Annotated in this window: 24 protein-coding genes; 18 read left to right on the forward strand and 6 right to left on the reverse strand. The window is 60.7% G+C overall.

The annotated features are described in order from the left end of the window. Nucleotides 1-171: 171 nt before the first annotated feature. Together PseAD21_RS24655 and PseAD21_RS24660 are read right to left on the reverse strand one after the other, a co-directional pair. The gene (locus tag PseAD21_RS24655; RefSeq protein WP_025113356.1) at nt 172-963 is read right to left on the reverse strand and encodes a hypothetical protein; all 792 of its coding nucleotides are present in this window, start codon (nt 961-963) and stop codon (nt 172-174) included. Between the two features lie 99 nt (nt 964-1,062). Beyond that, a complete protein-coding gene (locus PseAD21_RS24660; RefSeq protein ID WP_102358431.1) occupies nt 1,063-2,016 on the reverse strand; it encodes an alpha/beta hydrolase in 954 nt (317 codons plus the stop codon). Between the two features lie 130 nt (nt 2,017-2,146). Here PseAD21_RS24660 and aroC point away from each other — a divergent pair, with 130 nt between their 5' ends. From aroC to mtnC, 5 genes are all read left to right on the forward strand, one after another. Next, nucleotides 2,147-3,238, forward strand: coding sequence for a chorismate synthase (gene aroC, locus PseAD21_RS24665; RefSeq protein WP_102358405.1), 1,092 nt, complete (start codon nt 2,147-2,149; stop codon nt 3,236-3,238). 34 nt (nt 3,239-3,272) lie between these two features. Continuing rightward, entirely contained in the window at nt 3,273-4,418 is a 1,146-nt protein-coding gene (locus tag PseAD21_RS24670) for an MFS transporter (protein ID WP_102358406.1), read from the forward strand. Continuing rightward, nucleotides 4,415-5,041, forward strand: a complete 627-nt coding sequence (locus PseAD21_RS24675; RefSeq protein WP_102358407.1) for a methylthioribulose 1-phosphate dehydratase — start codon at nt 4,415-4,417, stop codon at nt 5,039-5,041. Before PseAD21_RS24670 ends, PseAD21_RS24675 begins: the two co-directional genes overlap by 4 nt. A gap of 92 nt (nt 5,042-5,133) precedes the next feature. Next, nucleotides 5,134-5,679: an acireductone dioxygenase gene (locus tag PseAD21_RS24680; protein WP_102358432.1), complete on the forward strand. Its 546-nt coding sequence runs from the start codon at nt 5,134-5,136 to the stop codon at nt 5,677-5,679. A gap of 4 nt (nt 5,680-5,683) precedes the next feature. Further along, nucleotides 5,684-6,367 (forward strand): acireductone synthase, encoded by a 684-nt coding sequence (gene mtnC / locus PseAD21_RS24685; protein WP_102358408.1) that lies wholly within the window; start codon nt 5,684-5,686, stop codon nt 6,365-6,367. 89 nt (nt 6,368-6,456) lie between these two features. Here mtnC and PseAD21_RS24690 read toward each other — a convergent pair whose 3' ends face one another. Continuing rightward, the gene (locus PseAD21_RS24690) at nt 6,457-6,735 is read right to left on the reverse strand and encodes a DUF3509 domain-containing protein (protein ID WP_027613327.1); all 279 of its coding nucleotides are present in this window, start codon (nt 6,733-6,735) and stop codon (nt 6,457-6,459) included. 377 nt (nt 6,736-7,112) lie between these two features. Between PseAD21_RS24690 and PseAD21_RS24695 the strand changes: the two genes are divergently transcribed. From PseAD21_RS24695 to PseAD21_RS24745, 10 genes are all read left to right on the forward strand, one after another. Beyond that, entirely contained in the window at nt 7,113-8,951 is a 1,839-nt protein-coding gene (locus PseAD21_RS24695) for a long-chain-acyl-CoA synthetase (RefSeq protein ID WP_102358409.1), read from the forward strand. A 97-nt stretch (nt 8,952-9,048) separates the two neighbouring features. Further along, nucleotides 9,049-9,567, forward strand: a complete 519-nt coding sequence (locus tag PseAD21_RS24700) for an ankyrin repeat domain-containing protein (protein WP_102358410.1) — start codon at nt 9,049-9,051, stop codon at nt 9,565-9,567. A 195-nt stretch (nt 9,568-9,762) separates the two neighbouring features. Beyond that, the gene (locus tag PseAD21_RS24710) at nt 9,763-10,293 is read left to right on the forward strand and encodes a hypothetical protein (protein ID WP_102358412.1); all 531 of its coding nucleotides are present in this window, start codon (nt 9,763-9,765) and stop codon (nt 10,291-10,293) included. 71 nt (nt 10,294-10,364) lie between these two features. Further along, nucleotides 10,365-10,556: a PLDc N-terminal domain-containing protein gene (locus tag PseAD21_RS24715; RefSeq protein WP_003223221.1), complete on the forward strand. Its 192-nt coding sequence runs from the start codon at nt 10,365-10,367 to the stop codon at nt 10,554-10,556. Between the two features lie 236 nt (nt 10,557-10,792). After that, nucleotides 10,793-11,668, forward strand: coding sequence for a polyamine aminopropyltransferase (speE, locus tag PseAD21_RS24720; RefSeq protein WP_102358413.1), 876 nt, complete (start codon nt 10,793-10,795; stop codon nt 11,666-11,668). Nucleotides 11,669-11,903: 235 nt separating this feature from the next. Next, nucleotides 11,904-12,137, forward strand: coding sequence for a hypothetical protein (locus tag PseAD21_RS24725; RefSeq protein ID WP_025113344.1), 234 nt, complete (start codon nt 11,904-11,906; stop codon nt 12,135-12,137). A gap of 212 nt (nt 12,138-12,349) precedes the next feature. Continuing rightward, nucleotides 12,350-12,697 (forward strand): ribonuclease E inhibitor RraB, encoded by a 348-nt coding sequence (locus PseAD21_RS24730; RefSeq protein WP_007960698.1) that lies wholly within the window; start codon nt 12,350-12,352, stop codon nt 12,695-12,697. A gap of 473 nt (nt 12,698-13,170) precedes the next feature. Beyond that, complete coding sequence (locus tag PseAD21_RS24735; RefSeq protein ID WP_102358414.1) at nt 13,171-14,580, forward strand: circularly permuted type 2 ATP-grasp protein; 1,410 nt, start codon at nt 13,171-13,173, stop codon at nt 14,578-14,580. Nucleotides 14,581-14,592: 12 nt separating this feature from the next. Next, nucleotides 14,593-15,543, forward strand: a complete 951-nt coding sequence (locus PseAD21_RS24740) for an alpha-E domain-containing protein (protein ID WP_102358415.1) — start codon at nt 14,593-14,595, stop codon at nt 15,541-15,543. Then, nucleotides 15,540-16,343 (forward strand): transglutaminase family protein, encoded by an 804-nt coding sequence (locus tag PseAD21_RS24745; RefSeq protein ID WP_102358416.1) that lies wholly within the window; start codon nt 15,540-15,542, stop codon nt 16,341-16,343. The genes PseAD21_RS24740 and PseAD21_RS24745 overlap by 4 nt, the downstream gene beginning before the upstream one ends. A gap of 112 nt (nt 16,344-16,455) precedes the next feature. Here the strand turns inward: PseAD21_RS24745 and PseAD21_RS24755 are convergent, their stop codons facing one another. Further along, a complete protein-coding gene (locus tag PseAD21_RS24755; RefSeq protein WP_102358417.1) occupies nt 16,456-17,277 on the reverse strand; it encodes a cytochrome c in 822 nt (273 codons plus the stop codon). A 584-nt stretch (nt 17,278-17,861) separates the two neighbouring features. On the opposite strand from PseAD21_RS24755, the gene PseAD21_RS24760 reads away from it, so the two are divergent. The 3 genes from PseAD21_RS24760 to PseAD21_RS24770 all read left to right on the forward strand — a co-directional run bounded on the left by PseAD21_RS24760 (nt 17,862) and on the right by PseAD21_RS24770 (nt 22,054). Then, on the forward strand, nt 17,862-19,067 hold the full coding sequence (locus PseAD21_RS24760) for an acetyl-CoA C-acetyltransferase (RefSeq protein WP_102358418.1): 1,206 nt from the start codon (nt 17,862-17,864) through the stop codon (nt 19,065-19,067). A gap of 25 nt (nt 19,068-19,092) precedes the next feature. Beyond that, complete coding sequence (locus PseAD21_RS24765; protein ID WP_102358419.1) at nt 19,093-21,237, forward strand: 3-hydroxyacyl-CoA dehydrogenase NAD-binding domain-containing protein; 2,145 nt, start codon at nt 19,093-19,095, stop codon at nt 21,235-21,237. A 94-nt stretch (nt 21,238-21,331) separates the two neighbouring features. Then, a complete protein-coding gene (locus tag PseAD21_RS24770) occupies nt 21,332-22,054 on the forward strand; it encodes an amidotransferase (protein WP_102358420.1) in 723 nt (240 codons plus the stop codon). A 102-nt stretch (nt 22,055-22,156) separates the two neighbouring features. Here PseAD21_RS24770 and PseAD21_RS24775 read toward each other — a convergent pair whose 3' ends face one another. Together PseAD21_RS24775 and PseAD21_RS24780 are read right to left on the reverse strand one after the other, a co-directional pair. Then, a complete protein-coding gene (locus tag PseAD21_RS24775; protein WP_102358421.1) occupies nt 22,157-23,128 on the reverse strand; it encodes a magnesium and cobalt transport protein CorA in 972 nt (323 codons plus the stop codon). Between the two features lie 135 nt (nt 23,129-23,263). Continuing rightward, nucleotides 23,264-23,986 carry a 1-acyl-sn-glycerol-3-phosphate acyltransferase gene (locus PseAD21_RS24780; RefSeq protein WP_102358422.1) on the reverse strand — a complete coding sequence of 241 codons (723 nt, stop codon included), beginning with the start codon at nt 23,984-23,986 and terminating at the stop codon, nt 23,264-23,266. Between the last annotated feature and the right edge of the window lie 67 nt (nt 23,987-24,053).

The raw sequence follows: 24,053 nt of genomic DNA on the forward strand, positions 1-24,053 counted from the left end.
CCCACGCTCTGCGTGGGAATGCCTCAATGGACGCTCTGCGTCCGCTGTTGGGACGCGGAGCGTACCGGGCTGCATTCCCACGCGGAGCGTGGGAACGATCAAGCACAGGGAAATGCATTCCAAGGTGGGAGCGAGCTTGCTCGCGAATGGCCGCGACGCGGTTTCAAGCCATCAGCGGTGCGTGGCAATCCAGATCAACAACCCCGCCTGAAACACCGCAAACGCCACCAGACAGGTAATGGTGAAGCGCAAACCAGCGTCTTCACGCTTGAACTTGCTGACTTTATCTTCCTGCTTCTTCAGCTTCACTTCCTGCTCGGCCAGGTTCTGCTCGGCCTGCTGCAGCATTTGCGCCGCTTCGAGAATCTCGACGATCTGCAGTTTTTCGCTGTTCCAGTCGCCCAGCAAGTCACCGACCTGCACCTCTTTGACGCTGCCCTTCAAATGCTGGGCATCGGCGTACACCACATCAAAACCATGCACACGCAAGAAGTGATCGCGACGCAGACGGGTGTCTTCATTCAGCGCGTCCTTGTTGCTCAGGTCCATGCCGTCGACGGTGTAGGCGGGCCAGCGTTTCTTCGCCCAGTTGATGCCTTGTGCGGCCACGAAGCGACCGATGCCACGGTTCAGCGGTTCGATCTGCAAGCCGCTGTCGGGGCCGAAATGCACACGCTTGGTGGTGTGATTGACCCACACGTCGAGCTGGTTCTGCTCTTTGCGCACGCGCTGGCCGGGGAGTTTGATCGCCATGCGCATCAGGCTGTGTTCTTTGCTGTTGCGCTCGGCGTAGCCGAATTCGACAAAGCGCAACGGCCGGCCACCGGTGTGCCGGTCAGTCTGCAGCGGGGCCAGGCGGAGCATCTTGTGGTGCTCGACGTGGACGTCCGCCCACGGCAGCTCGACCGCTGGCGGTGCGTCTTTTTCAGCGGTGGTGTCGGGTGAAGTCGGGGTATCAGTCATAACGGCGAGATCCTGTCCAAGCCCTGCTTGTCGCCAGCCGGTACGCTGGCGACAAAGGCTTATCGGCCGTTTTTTGCAGGACTAGAGGGCAAACACCGTTTAACGGGTGCGAAGTCCGTCAATAAACTCGATGAGTTTGCCGCCCAGTTCCGCTGCCAGTGGCAAATTCGGGTCCTTGTAGGAGGCCAATTGCCGCTTCACATCGGCGGGGACGATGCGCATGACGTGGTTCATGCCTTCGATCACCACCAGTTCGGCGTCGGGTTTGGCGGCTTTCAGTGCCTGTGCATCGCCAACGCCGACCTGCATGTCGTTGCTGCCTTGAACGATCAGTGCCGGCATCTTCAACTGCGCAAAGGCCTTGGCCGGATCCTGGCGGAACAGCGAGATCATGTACGGCTGCACACTCGGGCGGAAGATCGGCTGCAGCGGCGCCGGCACGTTGGCATCGGTGTGGCCGGCCTTGAGGCTGTCGAGCAGTTCGTTGCTGCGCAGCATCAACGGTGGCGGCAGGCTGCGCGCCAGTTGCTCGCGAATCACCTGATCGACCGGCCGGGCGCTGCCGGACAGCGAAATCAGCGCAGCAGCGTCGGTGCGCGAGGCGGCGAGGGTGGCAATCAGTGCACCTTCGCTGTGACCGAGCACAATCAGCGGGCCGAAACGCGGATCACTTTTCAGCTTCTGGCCCCAGGCCACGGCATCGTTGACGTAGGCCTCCACTGACAGATTGCGCTCGTCGGGTGTGGCGGCCAGGCTCGCGGCTACACCGCGCTTGTCGTAGCGCACGCTGGCGATGTTGTGTTTGGCCAGCACCCAGGCCAGCCGCTTGAGGCTGTCGTTGCGCCCGCCATCGGGGTTGTTGCCGTCACGATCCGTAGGACCCGAGCCCGAAATGATCAGTACAACCGGCACCGGGTTGTCGGATTTTGGCAGCAACAGCGAGCCGAAAAGTTCACCGTTGCCGGTGTCCAGGGAGATCGGGCGCTGCAGGACAGTCGCGTGGGCAAAGCCGGTAAACAGGGTAAGACTCAAGATCAGAACTCGCAGCATCATCACGCCATCATTCGCCAAGGTGCCGGTTGGACTCACCAACACCACTAAGGTTCGAGGATGAACTACTCGGTTAGCCTGCGTATACTGGCGCGCATCACGAATTCGGGTTTGATTTCACGGAGCGTCCTGCATGTCCGGCAATACCTACGGCAAGTTGTTCACTGTCACCACCGCTGGCGAAAGCCATGGTCCGGCGTTGGTCGCCATTGTCGACGGCTGCCCGCCGGGCCTGGAGATCTCTCTTGAAGACCTGCAGCGCGACCTCGATCGCCGCAAGCCGGGCCCCAGCCGCCACACCACCCAGCGCCAGGAAGCCGACGAAGTCGAAATCCTTTCCGGCGTGTTCGAAGGCCGCACCACCGGTTGCTCCATCGGCCTGCTGATCCGCAACACTGACCAGAAGTCCAAGGACTACTCGGCGATCAAGGACCTGTTCCGCCCGGCCCACGCCGACTACACCTACCACCACAAATACGGCGAGCGCGATTACCGTGGTGGCGGTCGCAGTTCGGCGCGGGAAACCGCCATGCGTGTGGCGGCCGGTGCGATCGCGAAGAAATTCCTCGCCACTCAGGGCATCGTCGTTCGCGGCTACATGAGCCAGCTCGGCCCGATCGAAATCCCGTTCAAGACCTGGGATTCGGTTGAAGAAAATGCCTTCTTCAGCCCGGACCCGGACAAGGTGCCGGAGCTGGAAGCCTACATGGACCAGTTGCGCCGCGATCAGGATTCGGTGGGGGCGAAGATCACTGTCGTCGCCGAAGGCGTGATGCCGGGCCTCGGCGAGCCGATTTTCGACCGTCTCGACGCTGAACTCGCGCATGCGCTGATGAGCATCAACGCGGTCAAAGGCGTGGAAATCGGCGCTGGTTTCGCCTGCGTTGCGCAGCGCGGCACCGAGCACCGCGATGAACTGACCCCGCAAGGTTTCCTCAGCAACAATGCTGGCGGCATTCTTGGTGGCATTTCCTCGGGTCAGCCGATCGTCGCCCATCTGGCGCTCAAGCCAACATCGAGCATCACCACCCCGGGCCGTTCGATCGACATCCACGGCAACCCGGTGGACGTGATCACCAAGGGCCGTCATGACCCGTGCGTCGGTATCCGCGCCACGCCGATCGCCGAAGCGATGATGGCCATCGTGCTGATGGACCACTTGCTGCGCCACCGTGGGCAGAACGCCGACGTGCGCGTCAGCACCCCGGTGCTGGGTCAGCTTTGATGGGTGATCTCAAAGCCGCTGCGGCATAACCCCCGTGGCGGCGCTCCCGTACTGGCGGCTGTCCAGTTTTTATCTGTTCTATTTCGCCTTGCTCGGTTCGACAGCGCCGTTTCTGGCGCTGTACTTCGATCACCTCGGGTTCAGCGCCGCGCGCATCGGCGAACTGGTGGCGATCCCGATGCTGATGCGCTGCGTGGCGCCGAACATCTGGGGCTGGCTCGGCGACTACACCGGCAAACGCCTGGCCATCGTGCGCTTCGGCGCGGTGTGCACGCTGCTGACCTTTTCGCTGATCTTCGTCAGCAAGACTTACGCCTGGCTGGCGATGGTCATGGCTTTGCACGCATTCTTCTGGCACGCCGTCCTGCCGCAGTTTGAAGTCATCACCTTGGCGCATTTGCAGGGGCAGACCTCGCGTTACAGCCAGATCCGCCTGTGGGGATCGATCGGTTTCATCATCACCGTGGTCGCCCTGGGCCGATTGTTCGAATGGCTGAGCCTCGATATCTATCCGGCGGCGCTGGTGCTGATCATGGCCGGCATCGTTCTCAGCAGCTTGTGGGTGCCGAATGCGCAACCACCGCAAGGTAATCGACCGAGCGGGGAGGGCTTCCTCAAACAACTGCGCAGCCCGGGTGTGCTGGCGTTTTACGGCTGCGTCGCGCTGATGCAGATGAGCCACGGCCCGTATTACACCTTTCTGACCCTGCACCTTGAACGACTCGGTTACAGCCGTGGCGTGATCGGCATGCTCTGGGCCGTGGGCGTGGTTGCCGAAGTGCTGATGTTTATGTTCATGAGCCGGATTCTCGCGCGGTTTTCCCTGCGCCGGGTGTTGATGGCGAGTTTTCTGCTGGCGGCGCTGCGCTGGTTGCTGCTAGGTTCGTTCGCCGAATTCCTGTGGGTGCTGTTGTTCGCGCAGGTGCTGCACGCGGCGACCTTCGGCAGCTTTCATGCGGCTGCCATCGCGTTCGTGCAACGTAGTTTCGGCGCACGCCAGCAAGGCCAGGGCCAGGCGCTGTACGCCGCGCTGGCCGGCACCGGTGGTGCGATGGGGGCGTTGTATTCCGGTTACAGCTGGAATGCCCTCGGCGCGACATTGACCTTTAGTATTGCCAGTCTCGCGGCGCTCGCTGCTGCCGTTATCATTGCCACACGTATGCAAGAGGACAGGCCATGAGCCTTACGCGTGAACAGCTTGCCCAGCAAATCGTCGACGCCGGGCGTTTTCTTTATGGTCGCGGCTGGTCGCCGGCCACCAGCAGCAATTATTCGACACGCCTGTCGGCCAGCGAAGCGCTGCTGACCGTGTCCGGCAAGCACAAGGGCCAGTTGGGTCTGGACGACGTGCTCGCCACCGACTTGTCCGGCAACAGCCTGGAACCGGGGAAAAAACCGTCCGCCGAAACCCTGCTGCACACCCAGCTCTACAGCTGGCGCCCAGAGATCGGCGCGGTGCTGCACACCCACTCGGTGAACGCCACGGTGCTGTCGCGCCTGACGCCTGAAGACTTCATCGAGTTCGAAGATTACGAACTGCAAAAAGCCTTCAGCGGCATCTCGACCCACGAATCCCGGGTGCGCGTGCCGATCTTCGACAACGATCAGGACATTGCGCGCCTCGCCACCAAGGTGCAGCCTTGGCTCGACGCCCATCCCGATTGCGTCGGTTATCTGATTCGCGGCCACGGCCTCTATACCTGGGGCGCGCAGATGAGCGACGCCCTGCGGCAGATCGAGGCCTTCGAATTCCTGTTTGAATGCGAGTTGAAAACCCGCAGCGTCATGAACCGCCAAGGCTGACTTCACCAGAAGCAGCCCATTCGCCTGATGAAATGCACTGCCCGACCGGTCTGCAAGAACCGGACGGCAAGGCCGATACCGAGGAATTGCCCATGAGCAGCCTGTCCGTTTATCACGTCTCCAGCCCTGACATTCCGAACAAGGTGCTGACCCATTTCGAAGACATTGCCTCGACGCTCGCCGAGCAGGGCGTGCGCTTTGACCGCTGGCAAGCGGCGGCGAAGATCCAGCCCGGAGCCACCCAGGAAGAAGTGATCAGCGCTTATCAGCAGCAGATCGACAAGCTCATGACCGAGCGCGGCTACATCACCGTCGACGTGATCAGCCTCAACAGCGATCACCCGCAAAAGGCCGAACTGCGCGCCAGGTTCCTTGAAGAGCACCGCCATGGCGAAGACGAAGTCAGATTTTTCGTCGCTGGTCGTGGGTTGTTTACCCTGCACATCGATGATTACGTCTACGCCGTACTCTGCGAGAAGAACGATTTGATCTCGGTGCCGGCCGGCACCAAACACTGGTTCGACATGGGTGAGCATCCGCACTTCGTGGCGATTCGTCTGTTCAACAACCCGGAAGGCTGGGTTGCCAATTTCACCGGCGAAGACATCGCCGGCCGTTTCCCGCGTCTGGAGGACTGATTCGATGTCGATCAAAGCCATCGTCACTGACATCGAAGGCACCACCAGCGCGGTGAGTTTCGTTTTTGATGTGCTGTTTCCGTACGCGGCCAAACACCTGCCGGATTTTGTTCGGCAGAACGCCGAACGCGCCGATGTGGCCGAGCAACTCGACGCCGTGCGCCGTGACAGCAATGCGCCGCAGGCCGATGTTGAGCGGGTTGTAGAAATTCTCTTGAGCTGGATCGAGGAAGACCGCAAAGCCACGCCGCTCAAAGCCTTGCAGGGCATGGTCTGGGCGCAGGGTTATCACGCCGGGCAGTTGAAGGGGCATGTTTACCCGGACGCGGTAGACGCACTGCGACGCTGGCATGCGGCGGGTTATCAACTGTTTGTGTATTCGTCGGGTTCGATCCAGGCGCAGAAGCTGATCTTCGGTTGCTCGGAGGCGGGGGATTTGACGCCGCTGTTCAGCGGGTATTTCGACACCACGTCGGGGCCCAAGCGTGAGGCGCAGTCGTACACGAACATCCAGCAAGCCATTGGCGTTGAAGCGGGTGAACTCCTGTTCCTCTCGGACATCGTCGAAGAACTTGACGCCGCTCAAGCGGCCGGCCTGCAGACCTGCGGCCTGGCGCGTGAAGGCGGGGAGCTGGGAGGCCATGTCACCGTCGACACTTTCACCGGTATCGAACCGGAAGCGTTCTAGAGAACCCACAGGGGGGGTGACAACCGCAAATGTAAACAGGCCGTGAAGCGAAAGCTCCACGGCCTGTTTTGTTTAAAGCGATTTAAACCTTACAGCGAGTGATACGTCGGCAGCGCAAAGCGTTGCTGGCTTTGCAACATTGCAATCTGCGGCAGTTCGCTGGCTTCTTCTGCCAGGTCACGACGAATCGCGCTGATCGCCCACGACAGTTGGTCGGCGTTGTGCATTTGCTGGTACGTCAGGGCGCGCTTGAACACTTTGCCTTCGCTGCTGCGCAGGGTCAGCAGGATCCCGCCATCGGGACGTGGCGCAGTGGTGACGTTGAAGTTGGAGAACAGCGAGGTAAATTTTTCTTGGATCAGGCTCATGTCTATCAGCTCCGTATGCACTTGAATGGCAAGCATGCAGAGGAGGTTGCAGCGATTGTGCCAGTATTCTTAAAATAATAAACCGATATAAATCAATAGCTTATAAGTAATGAAATTTGCAATGGTCGTGCAATCTGCATGAATGGCCATCGTGCATCCTGCATTTTGCGGGATTGTCGCTGACACGATGGAACCTATTCACCGCTCCATGATCCCCGCCGTCATCCGCGCGTTTGCGGATACAAAACATTGCAAAAACCGCGTGTACGGCCGCGAAGCGCTGACGTATTTTCGGTCTCGACCTTTGCTCACGACGCAGGTCAGCCCACAGCCCGAACAATAAAAAAACGGCCACCGAGGTCGACCGGGGAGCCTCCATGAGTCACGCGCCAAGCGACACGATTACCTGGGGCATGATGCTCCGCAAACTGCCGATGATCGCCAAGGCCCTCCCGCGAGTGGTCAAGGGCATGAAGGTGGCCAACGTCAAGGACCCGACCCAGGCATGTGGCCTTGGCTGGACATTCGAACAAGCGACCCTGCGCAATCCTGAAGGCCTGGCGTTATTGCAGGGCGATGTCCTGCTGACCTATGCGCAGGTCAACCAGTGGGCCAATCGCATCGCCCACTATCTGAGTGCGCAGGGCATCGGCAAGGGTGATGTGGTCGCGGTGTTCATCGAAAACCGCCCGGAACTGCTGGTGACCATTCTGGCGCTGGCCAAGCTCGGCGCGGTCAGCGCGCTGCTCAACACCTCGCAGACCCGCGACACGCTGATCCACAGCGTGAATCTGGTGGCGCCGGTGGCGATTGTGCTCGGCGAGGAACTGCAGTCGGCGTTTGCCGCGATCCGTGAGCAAGTGTCGATCGCGGCGCAGCGCACCTGGTTTATCGCCGACCGCGACACCTACAGCCACCCGGGCATTGCGCCTGAAGGCTACGTCAACCTGATCAGCGCCAGTGCCGATGCCTGTTCTGACAACCCGCCCAGCAGCAGTGAAGTGTTCTTCGACGATCCGTGCTTTTACATCTACACCTCTGGCACTACCGGCCTGCCCAAGGCCGGGGTGTTCAAGCACGGCCGCTGGATGCGCAGCTCGGCCAGCTTCGGCATGATCGCCCTGAACATGACCCCCGACGACGTCGTCTATTGCACCTTGCCGCTGTACCACGCCACCGGGCTCTGCGTGTGCTGGGGCTCGGCGATCAACGGTGCCTCCGGATTTGCGATCCGCCGCAAGTTCAGCGCCAGCCAGTTCTGGAGTGACGTGCGTCGCTATCGTGCGACCACCCTCGGCTATGTTGGCGAATTGTGTCGCTATCTGGTCGATCAACCGCCCAGCGTCGACGACAGCCGCCACGAGGTGCGCAAGATGATCGGCAACGGCTTGCGTCCCGGTGCCTGGGCGGAGTTCAAGACCCGCTTTGCCGTCGAGCATATCTGCGAGCTGTACGCGGCAAGCGACGGCAACATCGGCTTCAGCAACATCCTCAACTTCGACAACACCATCGGTTTCTCGTTGATGGCCTGGGAGCTGGTGGCCTACGACCACGATAGCGGTGAGCCATTGCGCAGCGCCGACGGCTTCATGCGCAAGGTCGGCAAGGGCGAGCAGGGCTTGCTGCTGGCGCGGATCGACGAGAAAGCCCCGCTGGACGGCTACACCGACCCGCAGAAAACCGCCAAAGTGGTGCTGCACGACGTGTTCAGCAAGGGCGACCGCTTTTTCAACACCGGCGACCTGCTGCGCAATATCGGTTTCGGCCATGCACAGTTCGTCGACCGCCTCGGCGATACCTATCGCTGGAAGGGCGAAAACGTCTCGACCACTGAAGTGGAAAACCTCCTGCTGCAGCATCCGCACATCTCAGAGGCAGTCGCCTACGGCGTCGAAGTGCGCAACACCAACGGTCGCGCCGGGATGGCCGCGATCACCCCGGCCGAGTCCCTGGCGACCCTGGATTTCGCCGAGCTGCTGGCGTTCGCCCGTCAGCGCATGCCGGCCTATGCGGTGCCGCTGTTTTTGCGGGTCAAGGTGAAAATGGAAACCACCGGGACTTTCAAATACCAGAAGACCCGTCTGAAAAACGAAGGCTTCGACCCCGGTCAGACGGGCGATGACCCGATCTACGCGTGGCTGCCCGGCACCCAGACTTACGTGCAAGTGACGGATCAGGTATTAGCGGATATTGATCAGGGCAAGCACCGTTATTGATATTGGCTATGACGTGACTTGAGAAAAAGGGGGTGACAGCTATCGTCGCGCTCGGGAAACTGTCGGCTTTGCGATTAACCGAAAGTGGAGTTGCCCCATGTCTGACCAAAGCCGCCAGATGACCCCTGAAGAAGCTGCCGAATTCACCGAGCAGGTTTTCAACAAGGCACGCGACGGTGATGCCGAGATGCTCGATCGCCTGGTCACGGCCGGTTTGCCGGTGAACCTGAAGAACAGCAAGGGCGACACGCTGCTGATGCTCGCCAGTTACTACGGTCACGTCGATGCGGTGCAGGTGCTGCTCAAGCACAAGGCCGATCCGGAAATGCGCAACGGCAACGGCCAGAGCCCGATTGCCGGCGCGGCGTTCAAAGGTGACCTGGCGGTGGTCAAGGCGCTGGTCGAGGCGGGCGCCGAGATCGAAGGTTCGTCCTTCGATGGCCGTACGGCGCTGATGATGGCGGCGATGTTCAACCGCGTCGAAATCGTCGATTACCTGATCAGCAAAGGCGCTGATCCGAAGGCCAAGGACGCCAACGGCATCACCGCGCTGGACGCAGCCCGCACCATGGGCGCGGTCGATACCACGGCGCAGCTGGAAAAACTCCTGGCCTGAATTTGGCGATACCTCTGTGGCGAGGGGGCTTGCCCCCGTTCCGGTGCCTAGCGCCGGCATTTTTCAGGGCTGCTGCGCATCCCAACGGGGGCAAGCCCCCTTGCCACAGGTGTGCTTTCACTGCAGGTGTCGGGTGTGCTGAAGAATGCGTTATCCTTCGCGGCCAAAATTTCACCTCCCACAGGATCCGCCCTCATGAAAGCCGCACTCGTCGAACTCATCAGCAAAATCAGCTCAGGCTGCATGGGCGAGGACGAGATCCTGAACGTGGCCGACGAAGCCGCACAGGCCTACGCCGATGCCGAGGCTTTCCTCACGGCCAACCCCGATATCAACTACGACGATACGTTCCCGATTCCGCTGGGCGAGTGGGTCGTGGTCGGCAGCCTGCCGGAGACCGTGCTGTTCCAGGCGGATACCTACGTTGACCTGTTCGCGCAGATCGTTGCCTCGTTCGGCCCGGGCATCGATTTCAACCTCAAGCCAAAACAACTGGCCAAGACCGAAGTGCTGACTGCACTCAACCGCATCCAGGTGCAGATGAGCAGCCTGAACAAGGAAAACGGCGGTTACACGCTGATGAACTTCAGCCAGTTGCTCGACGACGAGCTGCAAGTGGTGCTGGTCTACGGCAACGACGTGCCACGGGTGCTGGAATTGTGCGCCCAGGTCGGCATCGCTGCTGCGCCGTCGCTGGAAGCCCTGAAGGTCGCCGTTCACGTCTGAGCGCAATAAAAGGGAACCCTGCGCGCGACCGTCTATCCTAAAAGTGCATGCCACTATTCTGGAGCGACACCATGGGTTCCACGTTCAATGGTCTGATCGGCCTGATCATTCTTGCCCTCGACATCTGGGCCATCATCAACGTGCTGAAAAGCGGCGCCGAGACCGGGATGAAAATCCTCTGGGTCCTGCTGATCATCCTCCTGCCGGTGCTGGGCCTGATCATCTGGGCGATCGCCGGGCCACGCGGCAACGTGCGGATCTGATCCTGAGAACACCGCAATACCCTTTGTAGGAGTGAGCCTGCTCGCGATAGCTATTCCACAGTCACTGAGCCTGTGACTGAAAGAGCGCTATCGCGAGCAGGCTCACTCCTACAAGGGATTGTGGCTGGCCGATGAACTGAGGTTCGACCTGTCATCTTCGGCAACGTAGAATGCGCGCCTTTCCCGGGCAATCGTCCCCACGATCGACGCCTGCGCATTCATCGGAGCACTTGACCATGACCGTCACCAAGACCAGCGAATACCTGGAAACCCTCTACGAAGGCTACGGCCAGCGTTTTCGCATGGAAAAACTGCTGCACGAAGTGCGCACCGAACACCAGCATCTGGTGATCTTCCAGAACCCGCGCATGGGCCGGGTGATGGCGCTGGACGGCGTGATCCAGACCACCGAAGCCGATGAATTCATCTACCACGAGATGCTTACCCACGTGCCGATCCTCGCCCACGGCACCGCCAAGCGCGTGCTGATCATCGGTGGCGGTGACGGCGGCATGCTGCGCGAAGTGACCAAGCACGCGGGTGTCGAGCACATCACCATGGTCGAGATCGACGGCACCGTGGTCGACATGTGCAAGGAATTTCTGCCGAACCATTCCAAGGGCGCCTACGATGACCCACGCCTGAATCTGGTGATCGACGACGGCATGCGTTTCGTCGCCACCACCACTGAAAAGTTCGACGTGATCATCTCCGATTCCACCGACCCGATCGGCCCGGGCGAAGTGCTGTTCTCGGAAAATTTTTACCAGGCCTGCCACCGCTGCCTGAACGAGGGCGGCATCCTCGTGACCCAGAACGGCACGCCGTTCATGCAGATCGATGAAGTCAAAACCACCGCTGGTCGCCTGAAGAGCCTGTTCCCGGACTGGCACTTCTACCAGGCGGCCGTGCCGACCTACATCGGTGGTTCGATGACCTTCGCCTGGGGTTCGACCAACCCGGCCTACCGCAAGCTGAGCCGTGAAACCCTGCAACAGCGCTTCATCGGCAGCGGCATCGTCACCCGCTACTACAACCCGGAAATCCACATCGGTGCGTTCGCGTTGCCACAGTACGTGCTGCAGGCGATCAACAAGCCAAGCAACGACTAAAAACACTGCAAAACCCCTGTGGGAGCGAGCCTGCTCGCGAAAGCGGCCTGTCAGCCAACATATTTGTTGAATGATAAACCGCCTTCGCGAGCTGGCTCGCTCCCACTTTTGCTTGCCAGAACATCAGATGTCATTTTTTTCATGTTCACGCGCTGTAATCCTTTTGAACCAACCCTCGGCGTCTAAAGTCGAGATAGTAGTAAGCCCATTTGCGGGTTTGATCGAGGAGGCACCGATGCAAAAGTGGAAAGTCACTTTCGTGGACGATCATGGTGAAATTGTCGATGAGGTGTTCGAACGCGCGGAATGCCCCAGTGATGACGAGGCCGCACGCCTGATCAAGGAACGGCTCCTGCCCGTGGCCGCCGAACTGGATATGAACGATCTGGAAGGCCGCACTGCCGATGCCGGGGTGAAAAGCCTGAAATCCCAGAACAGCATCGAAATCCGCAGCATCACTCCAATCTGAAATTCTTCTTGTCACCCGACGCACCAAGCCTTGGCAGCGCCTCTGTCTTGGGGCTACTCTGCAAGCGAGATCAGCGAATGAATCGCTAAGGTCTGGTCTTGTCAGCTACATGCTTGTTTCCCGCCGGCAACCCGTTTGCCGATGTGCTTTGGCCTGTAAGGCCCGGGGCGGGAATACGGAAAGTCTATCCATCTATCCGAGGGGGACGATTCATGAGCACAGCCTATCAAGAAGACATCAGCAGCAATGTACTGCGCCGCATGAAAGAAGGCGGTTTCGATTTTTCCCGATTCCATCCCATCGAGTTCTACGCCATTTTCCCGGACGAGGAGCGGGCGCGCAGAGCAGCAGGCAAATTTCGCGGTGAATCCATCAATGCCCAGGTCAGTGCGCGCGACGATGGCGCCTGGTCACTGGAATTGAGCAAAGTGATGTACGCAACCTATGACGACATTGGCGACTTCGAGCAGGGTTTCTCTGCCGTGGTCGAACCGCTGGGCGGCATCATCGAAGGCTGGGGCGTGAAGCAGGAGGTGCGCAACCGCCATCGTCTGAACTGACTCATCGCAACGATTAACAGCAACGGCTGACCTTCGGGTCGGCCGTTGTCGTTTCTGGCCCCGAACAGCCCGTGGCAAAACCCTGAAACAAGAATCCCGGGCAAAAAAAAGCCACCGCAGAGGGTGGCTAAAGGGAAGACCGATAAGGAGAGGAAACCGGTCAGGGTTACGGCCTGCGGGGACTGCGCTGGCAGTCCGGATCAGTTGGGCTGAAGCCTTCAGCGGGGAAGTTTCCAGCGGATGCGCCGATTATCCGCAGCCCGGCGCGAGCAGTGAAATCAACTCTGACTATGCTGGTGATAGGCGACTGCACTGCGTCGCAATGAGGCGGGGGCGATCAGGTTGGGGCATTTGCCGCACAGGAATGGTGCGGTGCTGCTGACGTGATTATCCAACCGATTGAAATCAAAGCGTTTATGCCGATGGCACGGGCCTTGCGAAGGCCTGTAGGTCCGGGTGACAAGGAGTACGGCATGATCCGCACCTATTTTGATGAAATGTACGATGCCGGCGGCCAGGTTCGCCCGCATTACCGGGAGTTCGCCCGCTGGCTGGCCGACACGCCTGACGAGTTGCTGGCACAACGGCGACGCGAGGCCGATCTGCTGTTCCACCGGGCCGGCATCACCTTTACGCTCTATGGGGACGAGCAGGGCACCGAGCGCCTGATTCCTTTCGACACCATTCCGCGCAGCATTCCCGCCAGTGAGTGGCGGATTGTCGAGCGCGGCTGCATCCAGCGGGTCAAGGCGTTGAACATGTTCCTCGCCGACCTCTATCACGAGCAGCGCATCATCAAGGCCGGGATCATCCCCGCCGAACAGGTGCTGGCCAACGAGCAATACCAGTTGGCGATGCAAGGTCTGGATCTGCACCGCGATATCTATTCGCACATCTCCGGCGTCGATCTGGTGCGCGATGGCGACGGCACGTATTACGTGCTCGAAGACAACCTGCGCACGCCGAGCGGCGTCAGCTACATGCTCGAAGACCGCAAGATGATGATGCGCCTGTTCCCGGAGCTGTTCGCCGCGCAACGCATCGCTCCCATCGATCACTATCCCAACCTGTTGCTCGACACCCTGAAAAGCTCCAGCCCGATTGACGACCCAAGCGTGGTGGTGCTGACGCCGGGGCGCTTCAACAGTGCCTTTTTCGAACACGCGTTTCTCGCCAGGGAAATGGGCGTTGAGCTGGTCGAAGGCGCGGACCTGTTCGTGCGTGACGACAAAGTCTTCATGCGCACCACCGACGGCCCGAAAGCGGTGGACGTGATCTACCGTCGGCTCGACGACGCGTTCCTCGATCCGCTGGCGTTCAACCCGGATTCAATGCTTGGTGTGCCGGGGCTGCTGTCGTCTTACCGCTCCGGTAACGTGGTGCTGGCCAATGCCATTGGCACGGGAGTGGCGGACGACAAATCGGTGTACCCGTTTGTCACCGAGATGATCCGTTTCTACCTCGACGAAGAACCGATCCTGAAAAACGTGCCGACCTGGCAGTGCCGCAACCCCTCGGAACTGTCCCACGTGCTGGCCAATCTTCCGGATCTGGTGGTCAAGGAAACCCAAGGCTCCGGCGGTTACGGAATGCTCGTGGGGCCGGCGGCGACGACCGCGGAAATCGATGCGTTCCGCGAGCGGATCAAAGCCAAGCCCCATGCATACATCGCGCAGCCGACGCTCTCGCTGTCGACCTGCCCGACCTTTGTCGAAAACGGCATTGCGCCGCGCCATATCGACCTGCGTCCGTTTGTCTTGTCCGGACGTGAAACCCGGGTGGTACCCGGCGGTTTGACCCGTGTTGCTCTGCGTGAAGGCTCCTTGGTGGTGAACTCCTCCCAGGGCGGCGGAACCAAGGACACCTGGGTGGTCGAGGATTGAAGGAAGCTTGCCATGTTAAGTAGAACTGCCTCGGATCTGTACTGGATGTCGCGTTACCTGGAGCGAGCGGAAAACCTCGCGCGGATGCTCGATGTCAGCTATTCGCTGTCGCTGATGCCGCAGGACGGTCGCGGCGACGGTCTGCACGAACTGGCCATGCCGCTGTTGATCACCGGCACCCTCGACGATTACCTGGAGCGTCACGGCGAGCTGCACGCCGAACGCCTGCTGCACTTTTTCGCCCTCGATGCGGCCAACCCGGCGAGCATCTACAGCTGCCTCGGCGCGGCGCGGGCCAGTGCGCATGCGGTGCGCGGGCGGATCACGGCGGACATGTGGGAGAACATCAACGCCACGTGGCTGGAGATTCGCGGGATCGCCGAGCAGGGCCTCAGCCGCTACGGCATGAGCCGCTTCTGCGAGTGGATCAAGGAGCGCTCGCACCTGTTCCGTGGCGCGTCCTACGGCACCATCATGCGCAACGATGCGTTTCGCTTCATTCGCCTCGGCACCTTCATCGAGCGCGCGGACAACACGCTGCGACTGCTCGATGCGCGCTATGAAATGGCCGGCGATCAGGCCGAAGCGGTCAGTGACGGCACCGCTCACGCCTATTACCAATGGAGTGCGCTGCTGCGGGCCCTGTCATCGTTCGAGGCCTACACCGAGATCTACCGTGACGCCCCCGGTGCCCGGCATGTCGCCGAACTGCTGCTGTTGCGCGCCGACGTGCCGCGTTCGCTGCGTGCCTGCACCGAGGAAATCGACCAGATCCTCGCGCAACTGCCAGGGGCCAACGGTCGTCCCGCGCAGCGCCTGGCCGCTGAAATGGATGCGCGTCTGCGTTACACCGGGATCAACGAAATCCTCGCCGAAGGCCTGCACGCCTGGCTCACCGAATTCATCCCGCTGGTGCGCCAGTTGGGCAACGCCATTCACCGTTCATACCTGGAGGCTGCATGAGACTTTCCATAAGCCACGAGACCACCTATCACTATGAAGATCAGGTGCGGGCGAGCATCCAGTATCTGCGCCTGACCCCGCATGACAGCGAGCGTCAGCACGTGTTGAGCTGGCAGCTCGACCTGCCGCGCCCGGTGCGCGCCCAGCTCGATCCGTTCGGCAACATCCTGCATGTGCTGACCATGGACGAGCCGCACGAAGCGATCATCATCGGCGCCCGCGGCCAGGTCGACATCGACGAATTGCGCGAGGCCGAGCATGAAAGTCAGTCGGCGCTGCCGTTCCTGCGCTTCACCCGCCTGACCGAGGCCGACGAGGCGTTGCGCGCATTTGCCGACAAATCCTGCAAGCAGCGCCGTGATCGCACTGCGCTGATTGATTTGATGCACGGCCTGAACCAGCACATGACCTACACACCGGGTTCCACCGAAGTCGACACCAGCGCGGCCGAAGCTTTCGCCGGGCGCGCCGGAGTGTGCCAGGACCACACCCATGCCTTTCTGGCGTGCGCGCGCAGCCTGGGGATCCCGTCACGCTACGTCTCGGGCTATCTGTACAGTGAGGATTGCGAGCATCTGGCCAGCCATGCCTGGGCCGAAGCGTGGCTGGATGACGCCTGGTACAGCTTCGACGTGACCAACGAACTGGCCCGGCCGGAGCGGCATCTGAAGCTGGCGGTGGGCCTCGATTACCTCGACGCCTGCCCGGTGCGTGGCATGCGCCGGGGCGGCGGGTGCGAGCAGATGCACGCGAAAGTGTTCGTCTCGCCGACGCCAGTCATCTCCGTGCAACAGCAATAACGCATATCCCCTGTAGGAGTGAGCCTGCTCGCGATCGCGGTATGTCAGTCAGACCATTTTTGTCTGACACACCGCGATCGCGAGCAGGCTCACTCCTACAAGGGGATAGTGTTCAGGGCTTAACCTTGCGCCCAGCCATGTGCTGCAAATAGCCAACCAGCATCTGCAAATCCCCCTCCGGCAAAACCTCTACCGAAAACCCCGGCATCTTCGCCTGTGGCCACTGGCGCAGACTCTGCGGATCGCGAATGTAGCGCTTGAGGAAGTCCGCGCCAAAATACTCGGTCGGGTTATACGGAATGTTCAGGTCCGGCCCGAACTGCGCATCGCCCGCGCCGTTCAGGCGGTGGCAGGCCAGGCAGTTTTTCTGAAACAGCGCAAAACCCTGATTCACCGGGTCATCGGCTTTCAGCGCAGGATCCGGCAACAGGGCGGGGAAGCGCTCGGCCACTGGCGCCATGCGCTTGATGCTCGCCACTTCGAACGGCCATTGCTCGGGGCTGATGTTGCCGGCCTGCGGGTCGGTCCACACCAGATAGAACGGTCCGGCACTGTGCTTGCCTTCGGACAGCGGCGGCCACGGCTGCGCGGGGTCCTCGATCGCCAGCCACGCTCGCGCGCCTTTGGTGTTGAGCAATGGTGCAGCGGCCAGCTCGGCGGCAAATCCATCGAGTGCCACCGCTTGCAAGTGATCGTCCGGTTTGATGCCGGTGAGCAGCGCCGCCACCGGGACGACGTGATAAGTCATGTCCTTCTTGTAGGACACATCATTTTTAATGGTCAGGGTTTGCACCTGCGGATGCTTGAGCAACTCCTCGGTCTGCCAGGTGCGACTGGTGGTGCCCAACTGCAAATTCAGCTGTGCGGCAGACAAGGGCATGCTCAGCAGCAAGGCCCAGAACACCATAAGCGTTTTCAAAATATCGCCGTCCATGTCGTGCAAGTGCGCAAAGGTTGGCACAGCCACGCTGGCCCGGATAGCGGGCCAGTCACATTTTATGTGGCGATAACGGGCGCCTGCCGCTTGAGTCAGCCGATGACCTTGGTGAGGTTGGGCAAAATCAACAACAGCGTCGTGGCGAAAAGAATGAGCCCTGCTTGACGAACTTTCGGTTGTTTGAACATGGCTTGACCGCCTTTATTGTTATTTCCTGATGTTTGCCTGCATATCCATGACGGCAAACGCTGCACTTCCTGTTGAAGAACGTCGGCCCCGGCAAAACCCGACGACCCTGACGTACATGTACTACCTTAGAGCCCGCGTCACGCGCGGCTTAGATCCATTTCATATGTATTTGCTGCTGATGGCGATAAAAAAGGCATGAGGCGTATTGCCAGCTTCTTCGCCGCCCGCTTGCTAGACAACTCGCCGACCTGAACCGGTTCACCCAATGGTGGATGACCGTCCGTCTGAGCGTGCGCGTCAACGTCATTGAGCACTGTGGTCATTGAATCCTCGACGGCGCGGGACAACAGTGACACCACGAATTTCACTCACCGCACAGGTTCGAGGACGTCATGACCCAAGCTTTGATTTTCGATGCGTTACGCACGCCCCGCGGCAAAGGCAAGGCCGATGGCGCGCTGCACAGCGTCAAACCGGTGAATCTGGTCGCGGGGTTGTTGACCGCGCTGCAGAGCCGCACCGCGCTGGACACCAGCCAGGTCGATGACGTGGTGCTCGGTTGCGTCACGCCGATCGGCGATCAGGGCTCGGACATCGCGAAGACGGCGGTGCAAGTGGCGGATTGGGATGTCAGCGTGGCCGGCGTGCAGATCAACCGCTTCTGCGCCTCGGGTCTGGAGGCGGTGAACCTCGGCGCGATGAAAGTCCGTTCCGGTTTCGAAGACCTGGTGGTGGTCGGCGGTGTCGAGTCGATGTCGCGGGTGCCGATGGGCAGCGACGGCGGCGCCTGGGCGCTGGACCCGCAGACCAACCTGCACAGCCACTTCACCCCACAGGGTGTTGGCGCTGACCTGATCGCCACGCTCGAAGGTTTCAGCCGTCAGGACGTCGATGCCTACGCGTTGCACTCGCAGCAAAAAGCAGCGCGGGCGCGGGCCGACGGTTCGTTCAACAAGTCGCTGGTACCGGTGCAGGATCAGAACGGCATCATTCTGCTCGACCACGACGAATTCATTCGGGCCGAGTCGACCATGGAAGGCCTCGGCAAACTCAAACCGAGTTTCGAGATGATTGGGCAGATGGGTTTCGATGCCACAGCGCTGCGGGTCTACAGCCACGTCGAGCGGATCAACCACGTGCACACGCCGGGCAACAGCTCCGGGATCGTCGACGGTGCCGCGCTGATGTTGATCGGCTCCGAAGCCAAGGGCCGCGCGCTGGGTCTGCAACCACGGGCGCGAATCGTTGCGACGGCGGTGACCAGCACCGACCCGACGATCATGCTCACCGGCCCGGCGCCGGCCACCCGCAAGGCTCTGGCCAAGGCTGGCTTGCACGTGGAAGACATCGACCTGTTCGAGGTCAACGAAGCATTTGCCTCGGTGGTGCTCAAGTTCATCAAGGACATGGCGGTTGACCCGGACAAGGTCAACGTCAACGGCGGCTCCATCGCGATGGGCCACCCGTTGGGCGCCACCGGTTGCGCGATCCTCGGCACCCTGCTCGATGAACTGGAAGCCCGGCGCCTGCGCTACGGCCTGGCGACGCTGTGCGTCGGCGGCGGCATGGGCATTGCCACCATCATCGAACGCCTCTGAGCCCCCGAATTCAAGGAATCTTGTTATGAGCGAAGCCATTCTTTACGAAAAAGGCCAGGACGGCATCGTCGTGCTGACCATCGACATGCCGGGCCAGAGCGCCAACACCATGAACGCCGTGTACCGCCAGGCCATGGGCGCCTGCGTTGCGCGTCTGCTGGCGGAAAAGGACAGCATCGCCGGGGTCATCATCACCTCGGCGAAGAAAACCTTCTTTGCCGGCGGCGACCTCAATGAGCTGATCAAGGTCGGCAAACCCGAGGCCAAAGCGTTCTATGACATGGTGCTGAGCCTCAAAGCCCAGTTGCGCACCCTGGAAACCCTTGGCCAACCCGTGGTCGCCGCGATCAACGGTGCGGCGCTCGGCGGTGGCTGGGAAATCTGTCTGGCCTGCCATCACCGGGTGGCGCTGGACGATGCGGCGGTGCAACTCGGGCTGCCGGAAGTGACCCTCGGTCTGCTGCCGGGCGGCGGCGGGGTAGTGCGCATGGTGCGTATGCTCGGCATCGAAAAAGCCCTGCCGTATCTACTCGAAGGCAAGAAGGTGCGCCCGCAACAGGCGTTGCAGGCCGGTTTGATCGATGAGCTGGCGGCGGATCGTGACGAACTGCTAGCCAAGGCCCGCGCATGGATTGTCGCCAACCCGGGCGCCGTGCAGCGTTGGGACGTGAAGGGCTATCAGATCCCAGGCGGCACGCCGTCGAATCCGAAAGTCGCGCAGATGCTGGCGATTGCGCCGTCGATCCTGCGGGCGAAGACCCAAGGCACGCTGCCGGCCCCGGAGAAAATTCTCTGTGCGGCAGTGGAAGGCGCGCAGGTGGATTTCGACACCGCGCACCTGATCGAAACCCGTTACTTCACCGAATTGACCACCGGGCAGATCTCGAAAAACCTGATCGGCACCTTCTGGTTCCAGCTCAACGAAATCAACGCCGGTGGTTCGCGACCGCAGGGCTTCGAGCCCTCTGTCACACGTAAGGTCGGCGTGCTGGGTGCGGGGATGATGGGCGCCGGGATTGCTTTCGTCAGCGCCTCGGCCGGCATCAACGTGGTGCTCAAGGACATCAACCTGGCGGCGGCCGAGAAGGGCAAGGCGCATTCGGCGGCGTTGCTCGACAAGAAAGTCGCCCGGGGCCAGATGACCGCGGAAAAACGCGAAGCGGTGCTGGCGCGGATCCAACCCAGCGAAAACGATGCCGATCTGACTGGCTGCGACTTGATCATCGAAGCCGTATTCGAGGATCGCGAACTGAAAGCCAAGGTCTCGGCAGCGGCGCAGCAAGTGGTCGGTAGCGATGCGGTGATTGCCTCCAACACCTCGACCTTGCCGATCACCGGGCTGGCGATGGCAGTGCCGGATCAAAGCAAGTTCATCGGCCTGCATTTCTTCAGTCCGGTGGAAAAAATGCCGCTGGTGGAAATCATCAAGGGCGCGCAGACCAGCGATGAAACCCTGGCGCGGGGTTTCGACTTCGTCCTGCAAATCAAGAAAACCCCGATCGTGGTCAATGACAGTCGTGGTTTCTTTACCTCGCGAGTGTTCGGCACCTTTACCAACGAAGGCATTGCCATGCTCGGCGAGGGGGTGAGTGCGCCGATGATCGAGACCGAGGCGCGCAAGGCCGGGATGCCGGTCGGGCCGCTGGTGATCTCCGACGAAGTTTCCCTCAGCCTGATGAGCCATATCCGTCAGCAAACGGCCAAAGACCTGCAAGCAGAAGGGAAACCGCTGATAGAACACCCGGCGTTCGCCGTGATTGACTTGCTGCTCAACGAATACAAGCGTCCGGGAAAAGCCGCAGGCGGCGGTTTCTACGATTACCCGGCCGGCGGTCAGAAGCATCTGTGGCCCGAATTGAAGACCCACTTCGAGAAGGCGGACGGGCAGATTTCGCCAAAGGATGTGCGTGATCGCCTGCTGTTCGTGCAGGCCCTCGAGACCGTGCGCTGCGTGGAGGAGGGCGTGCTGACCTCGACGGCGGACGCCAACGTCGGCTCGATCTTCGGCATCGGTTTTGCGCCGTGGACCGGCGGCGCGCTGCAGTTCATCAATCAGTATGGCGTGCAGGACTTCGTCGCGCGTGCGCAATATCTGGCCGAGCAATATGGCGAGCGCTTTGCCCCGCCGGCGTTGCTGCTGGAAAAAGCCGCGAAAGACGAGCTGTTTTAAGTGATCGGGTGAACGCTGCGGGGCTTGCCTTGCCGGGGTGTTTCAAGGCAGGCTCTGGGTGTTCATTATTCCCATCACGTGTCAGGTATTTTTTATGTCGCTACGCATCTGCATTCTGGAAACCGACATCCTGCGTCCGGAACTGGTCGATCAATATCAGGGTTACGGGCAGATGTTCCAGCGCCTGTTCTCGCAGCAACCGATTGCCGCCGAGTTCACCGTGTACAACGTGATGCAGGGCGAATACCCGAGCGACGACCTGACCTTCGACGCGTACCTGATCACCGGCAGCAAGGCCGATTCGTTCGGTACCGACCCGTGGATCCAGACCCTCAAGCAATACCTGCTGACCCGCTACGAGCGCGGCGACAAGCTGCTCGGCGTGTGCTTCGGCCATCAACTGCTGGCGCTGCTGCTGGGCGGCAAGAGCGAGCGCGCCACCCAGGGCTGGGGGGTCGGCACCCACAACTACAAACTGGCGGCCAAGGCGCCGTGGATGAGCCCGGTGCGTGAAGAGCTGACGCTGCTGATCAGTCACCAGGATCAGGTCACCGCGCTGCCGGAAAACGCCACGGTCATCGCTTCCAGCGATTTCTGCCCGTTTGCCGCGTATCACATCAACGATCAAGTGCTGTGCTTCCAGGGCCACCCGGAGTTCATTCACGACTATTCGCGGGCGCTGCTGGAACTGCGTCAGGAGGCGCTGGGTTCGCAGATCTACTCGAAAGGCGTCGCCAGCCTGGAGCAGGAGCACCATGGCACGACCGTCGCGGAATGGATGATGCGGTTTGTGGCGCACAAGCCAGAAGCGGCCTGAAGAGCTTCGCGAGCAGGCTCGCTCCCACCTGGATCTTCGTATCGACAAGGATCAATGTGGGAGCGAGCTTGCTCGCGAATTTTCCGGACAACGCAGTGCCGACTACAACCACCCCGATTTCTTGAAACTCGCCCACAAACTCACACACCCCACCGTGATAAACCCCAGCACGGCAAAGTAGCCGTAATGCCAGCTCAGTTCCGGCATGTTCTGGAAATTCATCCCGTAAATCCCCGCCACCGCCGTCGGGAACGCCAGAATCGCTGCCCACGCGGCAAACTTGCGCTGCACCACGCTCTGCCGTGACGCCTCAAGCAATACGCCGACCTCGATGGTCTGGCTGGCAATGTCCGCCAGCGTGGTCAGGTCTTCCATTTGCCGGGTGACGTGAATCTGCACGTCGCGGAAGTACGGGCGCATGTTCTTGTCGATGAACGGGAAGCTCAGTTTCTGCAGCTCCTCGCCGATCTCCACCATTGGCGCTGCGTAGCGGCGCAGGCGCAAGACATCGCGGCGCAGGCCGTGGAGTTTCTGGATGTCATGTTCGTTCAACGCACTGCACAGCACGTTGCGCTCCAGCTCATCGATCTCGGCATGAATCGCTTCGCCCACCGGCTGGTAGTTTTCGATCACGAAATCCAGGATTGCATAGAGCACGAAATCTTCCCCGTGCTCCAGCAACAGCGGACGCGCCTCACAGCGTTGGCGGACATGGGCGTAGGACGCCGAGTGGCCGTTGCGGGCAGTGATGATGTAGCCCTTGCCGGCGAAAATATGCGTTTCGATGAACTGCAAAATGCCATGCTCGCGGATCGGCGAGTAAGTGACGATAAACAATGCGTCGCCAAAGGTTTCCAGCTTCGGCCGGCTGTGTTTTTCCAGGGCGTCTTCAATGGCCAGTTCGTGCAGGTTGAACTGGCGTTGCAGTTTGGCCAGCTCCTGGGCGTCCGGCTCTTCGAGTCCGATCCAGACAAAGTGCCCGGTTTTCGCGGCCCAGGCGGCGCCCTCATCGAGGGTAATATTGGTGACTTTCTTACCTGCGCTGTAAACCGCAGCAGCAACAACTCGACCCATGGTGGTGGTTCACTTCTTCTTGGCAGATGGCAGGGAGTACAAGGCTTCAGCTTAGCCGTGTCGCTGCTTGAGAGTCAGTGAAATCTGTACAGTTCACCCGGCAAAAGAAAACCCGCACAAGGCGGGTTTGTTTTTTCACGCAGCTTGCAGCTGCTGATCCATCGCGGCGATGCATTCACGCATCTGTTCGCGGCACTGGGACATGAGCAAGGGCATGTCATCCATCGTCAGCCCTGCTGTAGGAATCGCCGGCAGCGAGCGTATGAGGATTTTCCCGCTGCGCCAGCGGTTCAGGCGCATGTGCTTGATGTAGCTGCTGACGCACACCGGCACGATCGGCACGCCGGCGGCGATCGCCATCTGGAACGCGCCTTTCTTGAATGGCAGCAGTTCTTCACCGAGGTTGCGCGTGCCTTCAGGGAACACCCAGATCGAGGTGTCTTCGTTCTGCAAGGTGTTGGTGGTGGTGAGCATCGATTGACGCGCCTTGTGCGCATTGCCTCGGTCGATCAACACGTTACCGGCGAGCCAGAACAGTTGCCCGAACAGTGGCACCCATTTCAGGCTCTTCTTGCCGATGCACACGGTGCGACGCGGCACCACATTACCGAACACAAACAGGTCGTAGTTGGACTGATGGTTGGCGATGATCACGCAGCTGTCCGGCTTGCTCATCAAGCCGCTGACGTCGGACTTTACGCGCAGACGCAGAATGCACATGGCCGGCCAAGCATAGAGGCGGGCGCACAGACGGCTGTTGTCCGGGTTGAACGGACGGCACAGGCCGAGGGTCACGCCCAGCACGCCGGCCAGAATAAAGTGCAGGCCCATCAATAACATACGAAACACAAACAGCATTTTCAGGCCCCACCGGGACAAAAGGTGGCGCAGTGTACGGATGTGCACTGTTTTCGGCAATTGCTGC

The organism is Pseudomonas sp. AD21 (genome assembly GCF_002878485.1).
Classification (GTDB): domain Bacteria; phylum Pseudomonadota; class Gammaproteobacteria; order Pseudomonadales; family Pseudomonadaceae; genus Aquipseudomonas.

Coding starts and splice junctions, on each gene's coding strand:
- PseAD21_RS24695 (WP_102358409.1), top strand. CDS start 7,113: ATGAGTCACGCGCCAAGCGACACGATTACCTGGGGCATGATGCTCCGC.
- aroC (WP_102358405.1), top strand. CDS start 2,147: ATGTCCGGCAATACCTACGGCAAGTTGTTCACTGTCACCACCGCTGGC.
- PseAD21_RS24730 (WP_007960698.1), top strand. CDS start 12,350: ATGAGCACAGCCTATCAAGAAGACATCAGCAGCAATGTACTGCGCCGC.
- PseAD21_RS24780 (WP_102358422.1), bottom strand. CDS start 23,986: ATGCTGTTTGTGTTTCGTATGTTATTGATGGGCCTGCACTTTATTCTG.
- PseAD21_RS24725 (WP_025113344.1), top strand. CDS start 11,904: ATGCAAAAGTGGAAAGTCACTTTCGTGGACGATCATGGTGAAATTGTC.
- PseAD21_RS24765 (WP_102358419.1), top strand. CDS start 19,093: ATGAGCGAAGCCATTCTTTACGAAAAAGGCCAGGACGGCATCGTCGTG.
- PseAD21_RS24680 (WP_102358432.1), top strand. CDS start 5,134: ATGAGCAGCCTGTCCGTTTATCACGTCTCCAGCCCTGACATTCCGAAC.
- PseAD21_RS24690 (WP_027613327.1), bottom strand. CDS start 6,735: ATGAGCCTGATCCAAGAAAAATTTACCTCGCTGTTCTCCAACTTCAAC.
- PseAD21_RS24735 (WP_102358414.1), top strand. CDS start 13,171: ATGATCCGCACCTATTTTGATGAAATGTACGATGCCGGCGGCCAGGTT.
- PseAD21_RS24715 (WP_003223221.1), top strand. CDS start 10,365: ATGGGTTCCACGTTCAATGGTCTGATCGGCCTGATCATTCTTGCCCTC.
- mtnC (WP_102358408.1), top strand. CDS start 5,684: ATGTCGATCAAAGCCATCGTCACTGACATCGAAGGCACCACCAGCGCG.
- PseAD21_RS24675 (WP_102358407.1), top strand. CDS start 4,415: ATGAGCCTTACGCGTGAACAGCTTGCCCAGCAAATCGTCGACGCCGGG.
- PseAD21_RS24775 (WP_102358421.1), bottom strand. CDS start 23,128: ATGGGTCGAGTTGTTGCTGCTGCGGTTTACAGCGCAGGTAAGAAAGTC.
- speE (WP_102358413.1), top strand. CDS start 10,793: ATGACCGTCACCAAGACCAGCGAATACCTGGAAACCCTCTACGAAGGC.
- PseAD21_RS24660 (WP_102358431.1), bottom strand. CDS start 2,016: ATGATGCTGCGAGTTCTGATCTTGAGTCTTACCCTGTTTACCGGCTTT.
- PseAD21_RS24760 (WP_102358418.1), top strand. CDS start 17,862: ATGACCCAAGCTTTGATTTTCGATGCGTTACGCACGCCCCGCGGCAAA.
- PseAD21_RS24740 (WP_102358415.1), top strand. CDS start 14,593: ATGTTAAGTAGAACTGCCTCGGATCTGTACTGGATGTCGCGTTACCTG.
- PseAD21_RS24770 (WP_102358420.1), top strand. CDS start 21,332: ATGTCGCTACGCATCTGCATTCTGGAAACCGACATCCTGCGTCCGGAA.
- PseAD21_RS24755 (WP_102358417.1), bottom strand. CDS start 17,277: ATGGACGGCGATATTTTGAAAACGCTTATGGTGTTCTGGGCCTTGCTG.
- PseAD21_RS24655 (WP_025113356.1), bottom strand. CDS start 963: ATGACTGATACCCCGACTTCACCCGACACCACCGCTGAAAAAGACGCA.
- PseAD21_RS24710 (WP_102358412.1), top strand. CDS start 9,763: ATGAAAGCCGCACTCGTCGAACTCATCAGCAAAATCAGCTCAGGCTGC.
- PseAD21_RS24745 (WP_102358416.1), top strand. CDS start 15,540: ATGAGACTTTCCATAAGCCACGAGACCACCTATCACTATGAAGATCAG.
- PseAD21_RS24700 (WP_102358410.1), top strand. CDS start 9,049: ATGTCTGACCAAAGCCGCCAGATGACCCCTGAAGAAGCTGCCGAATTC.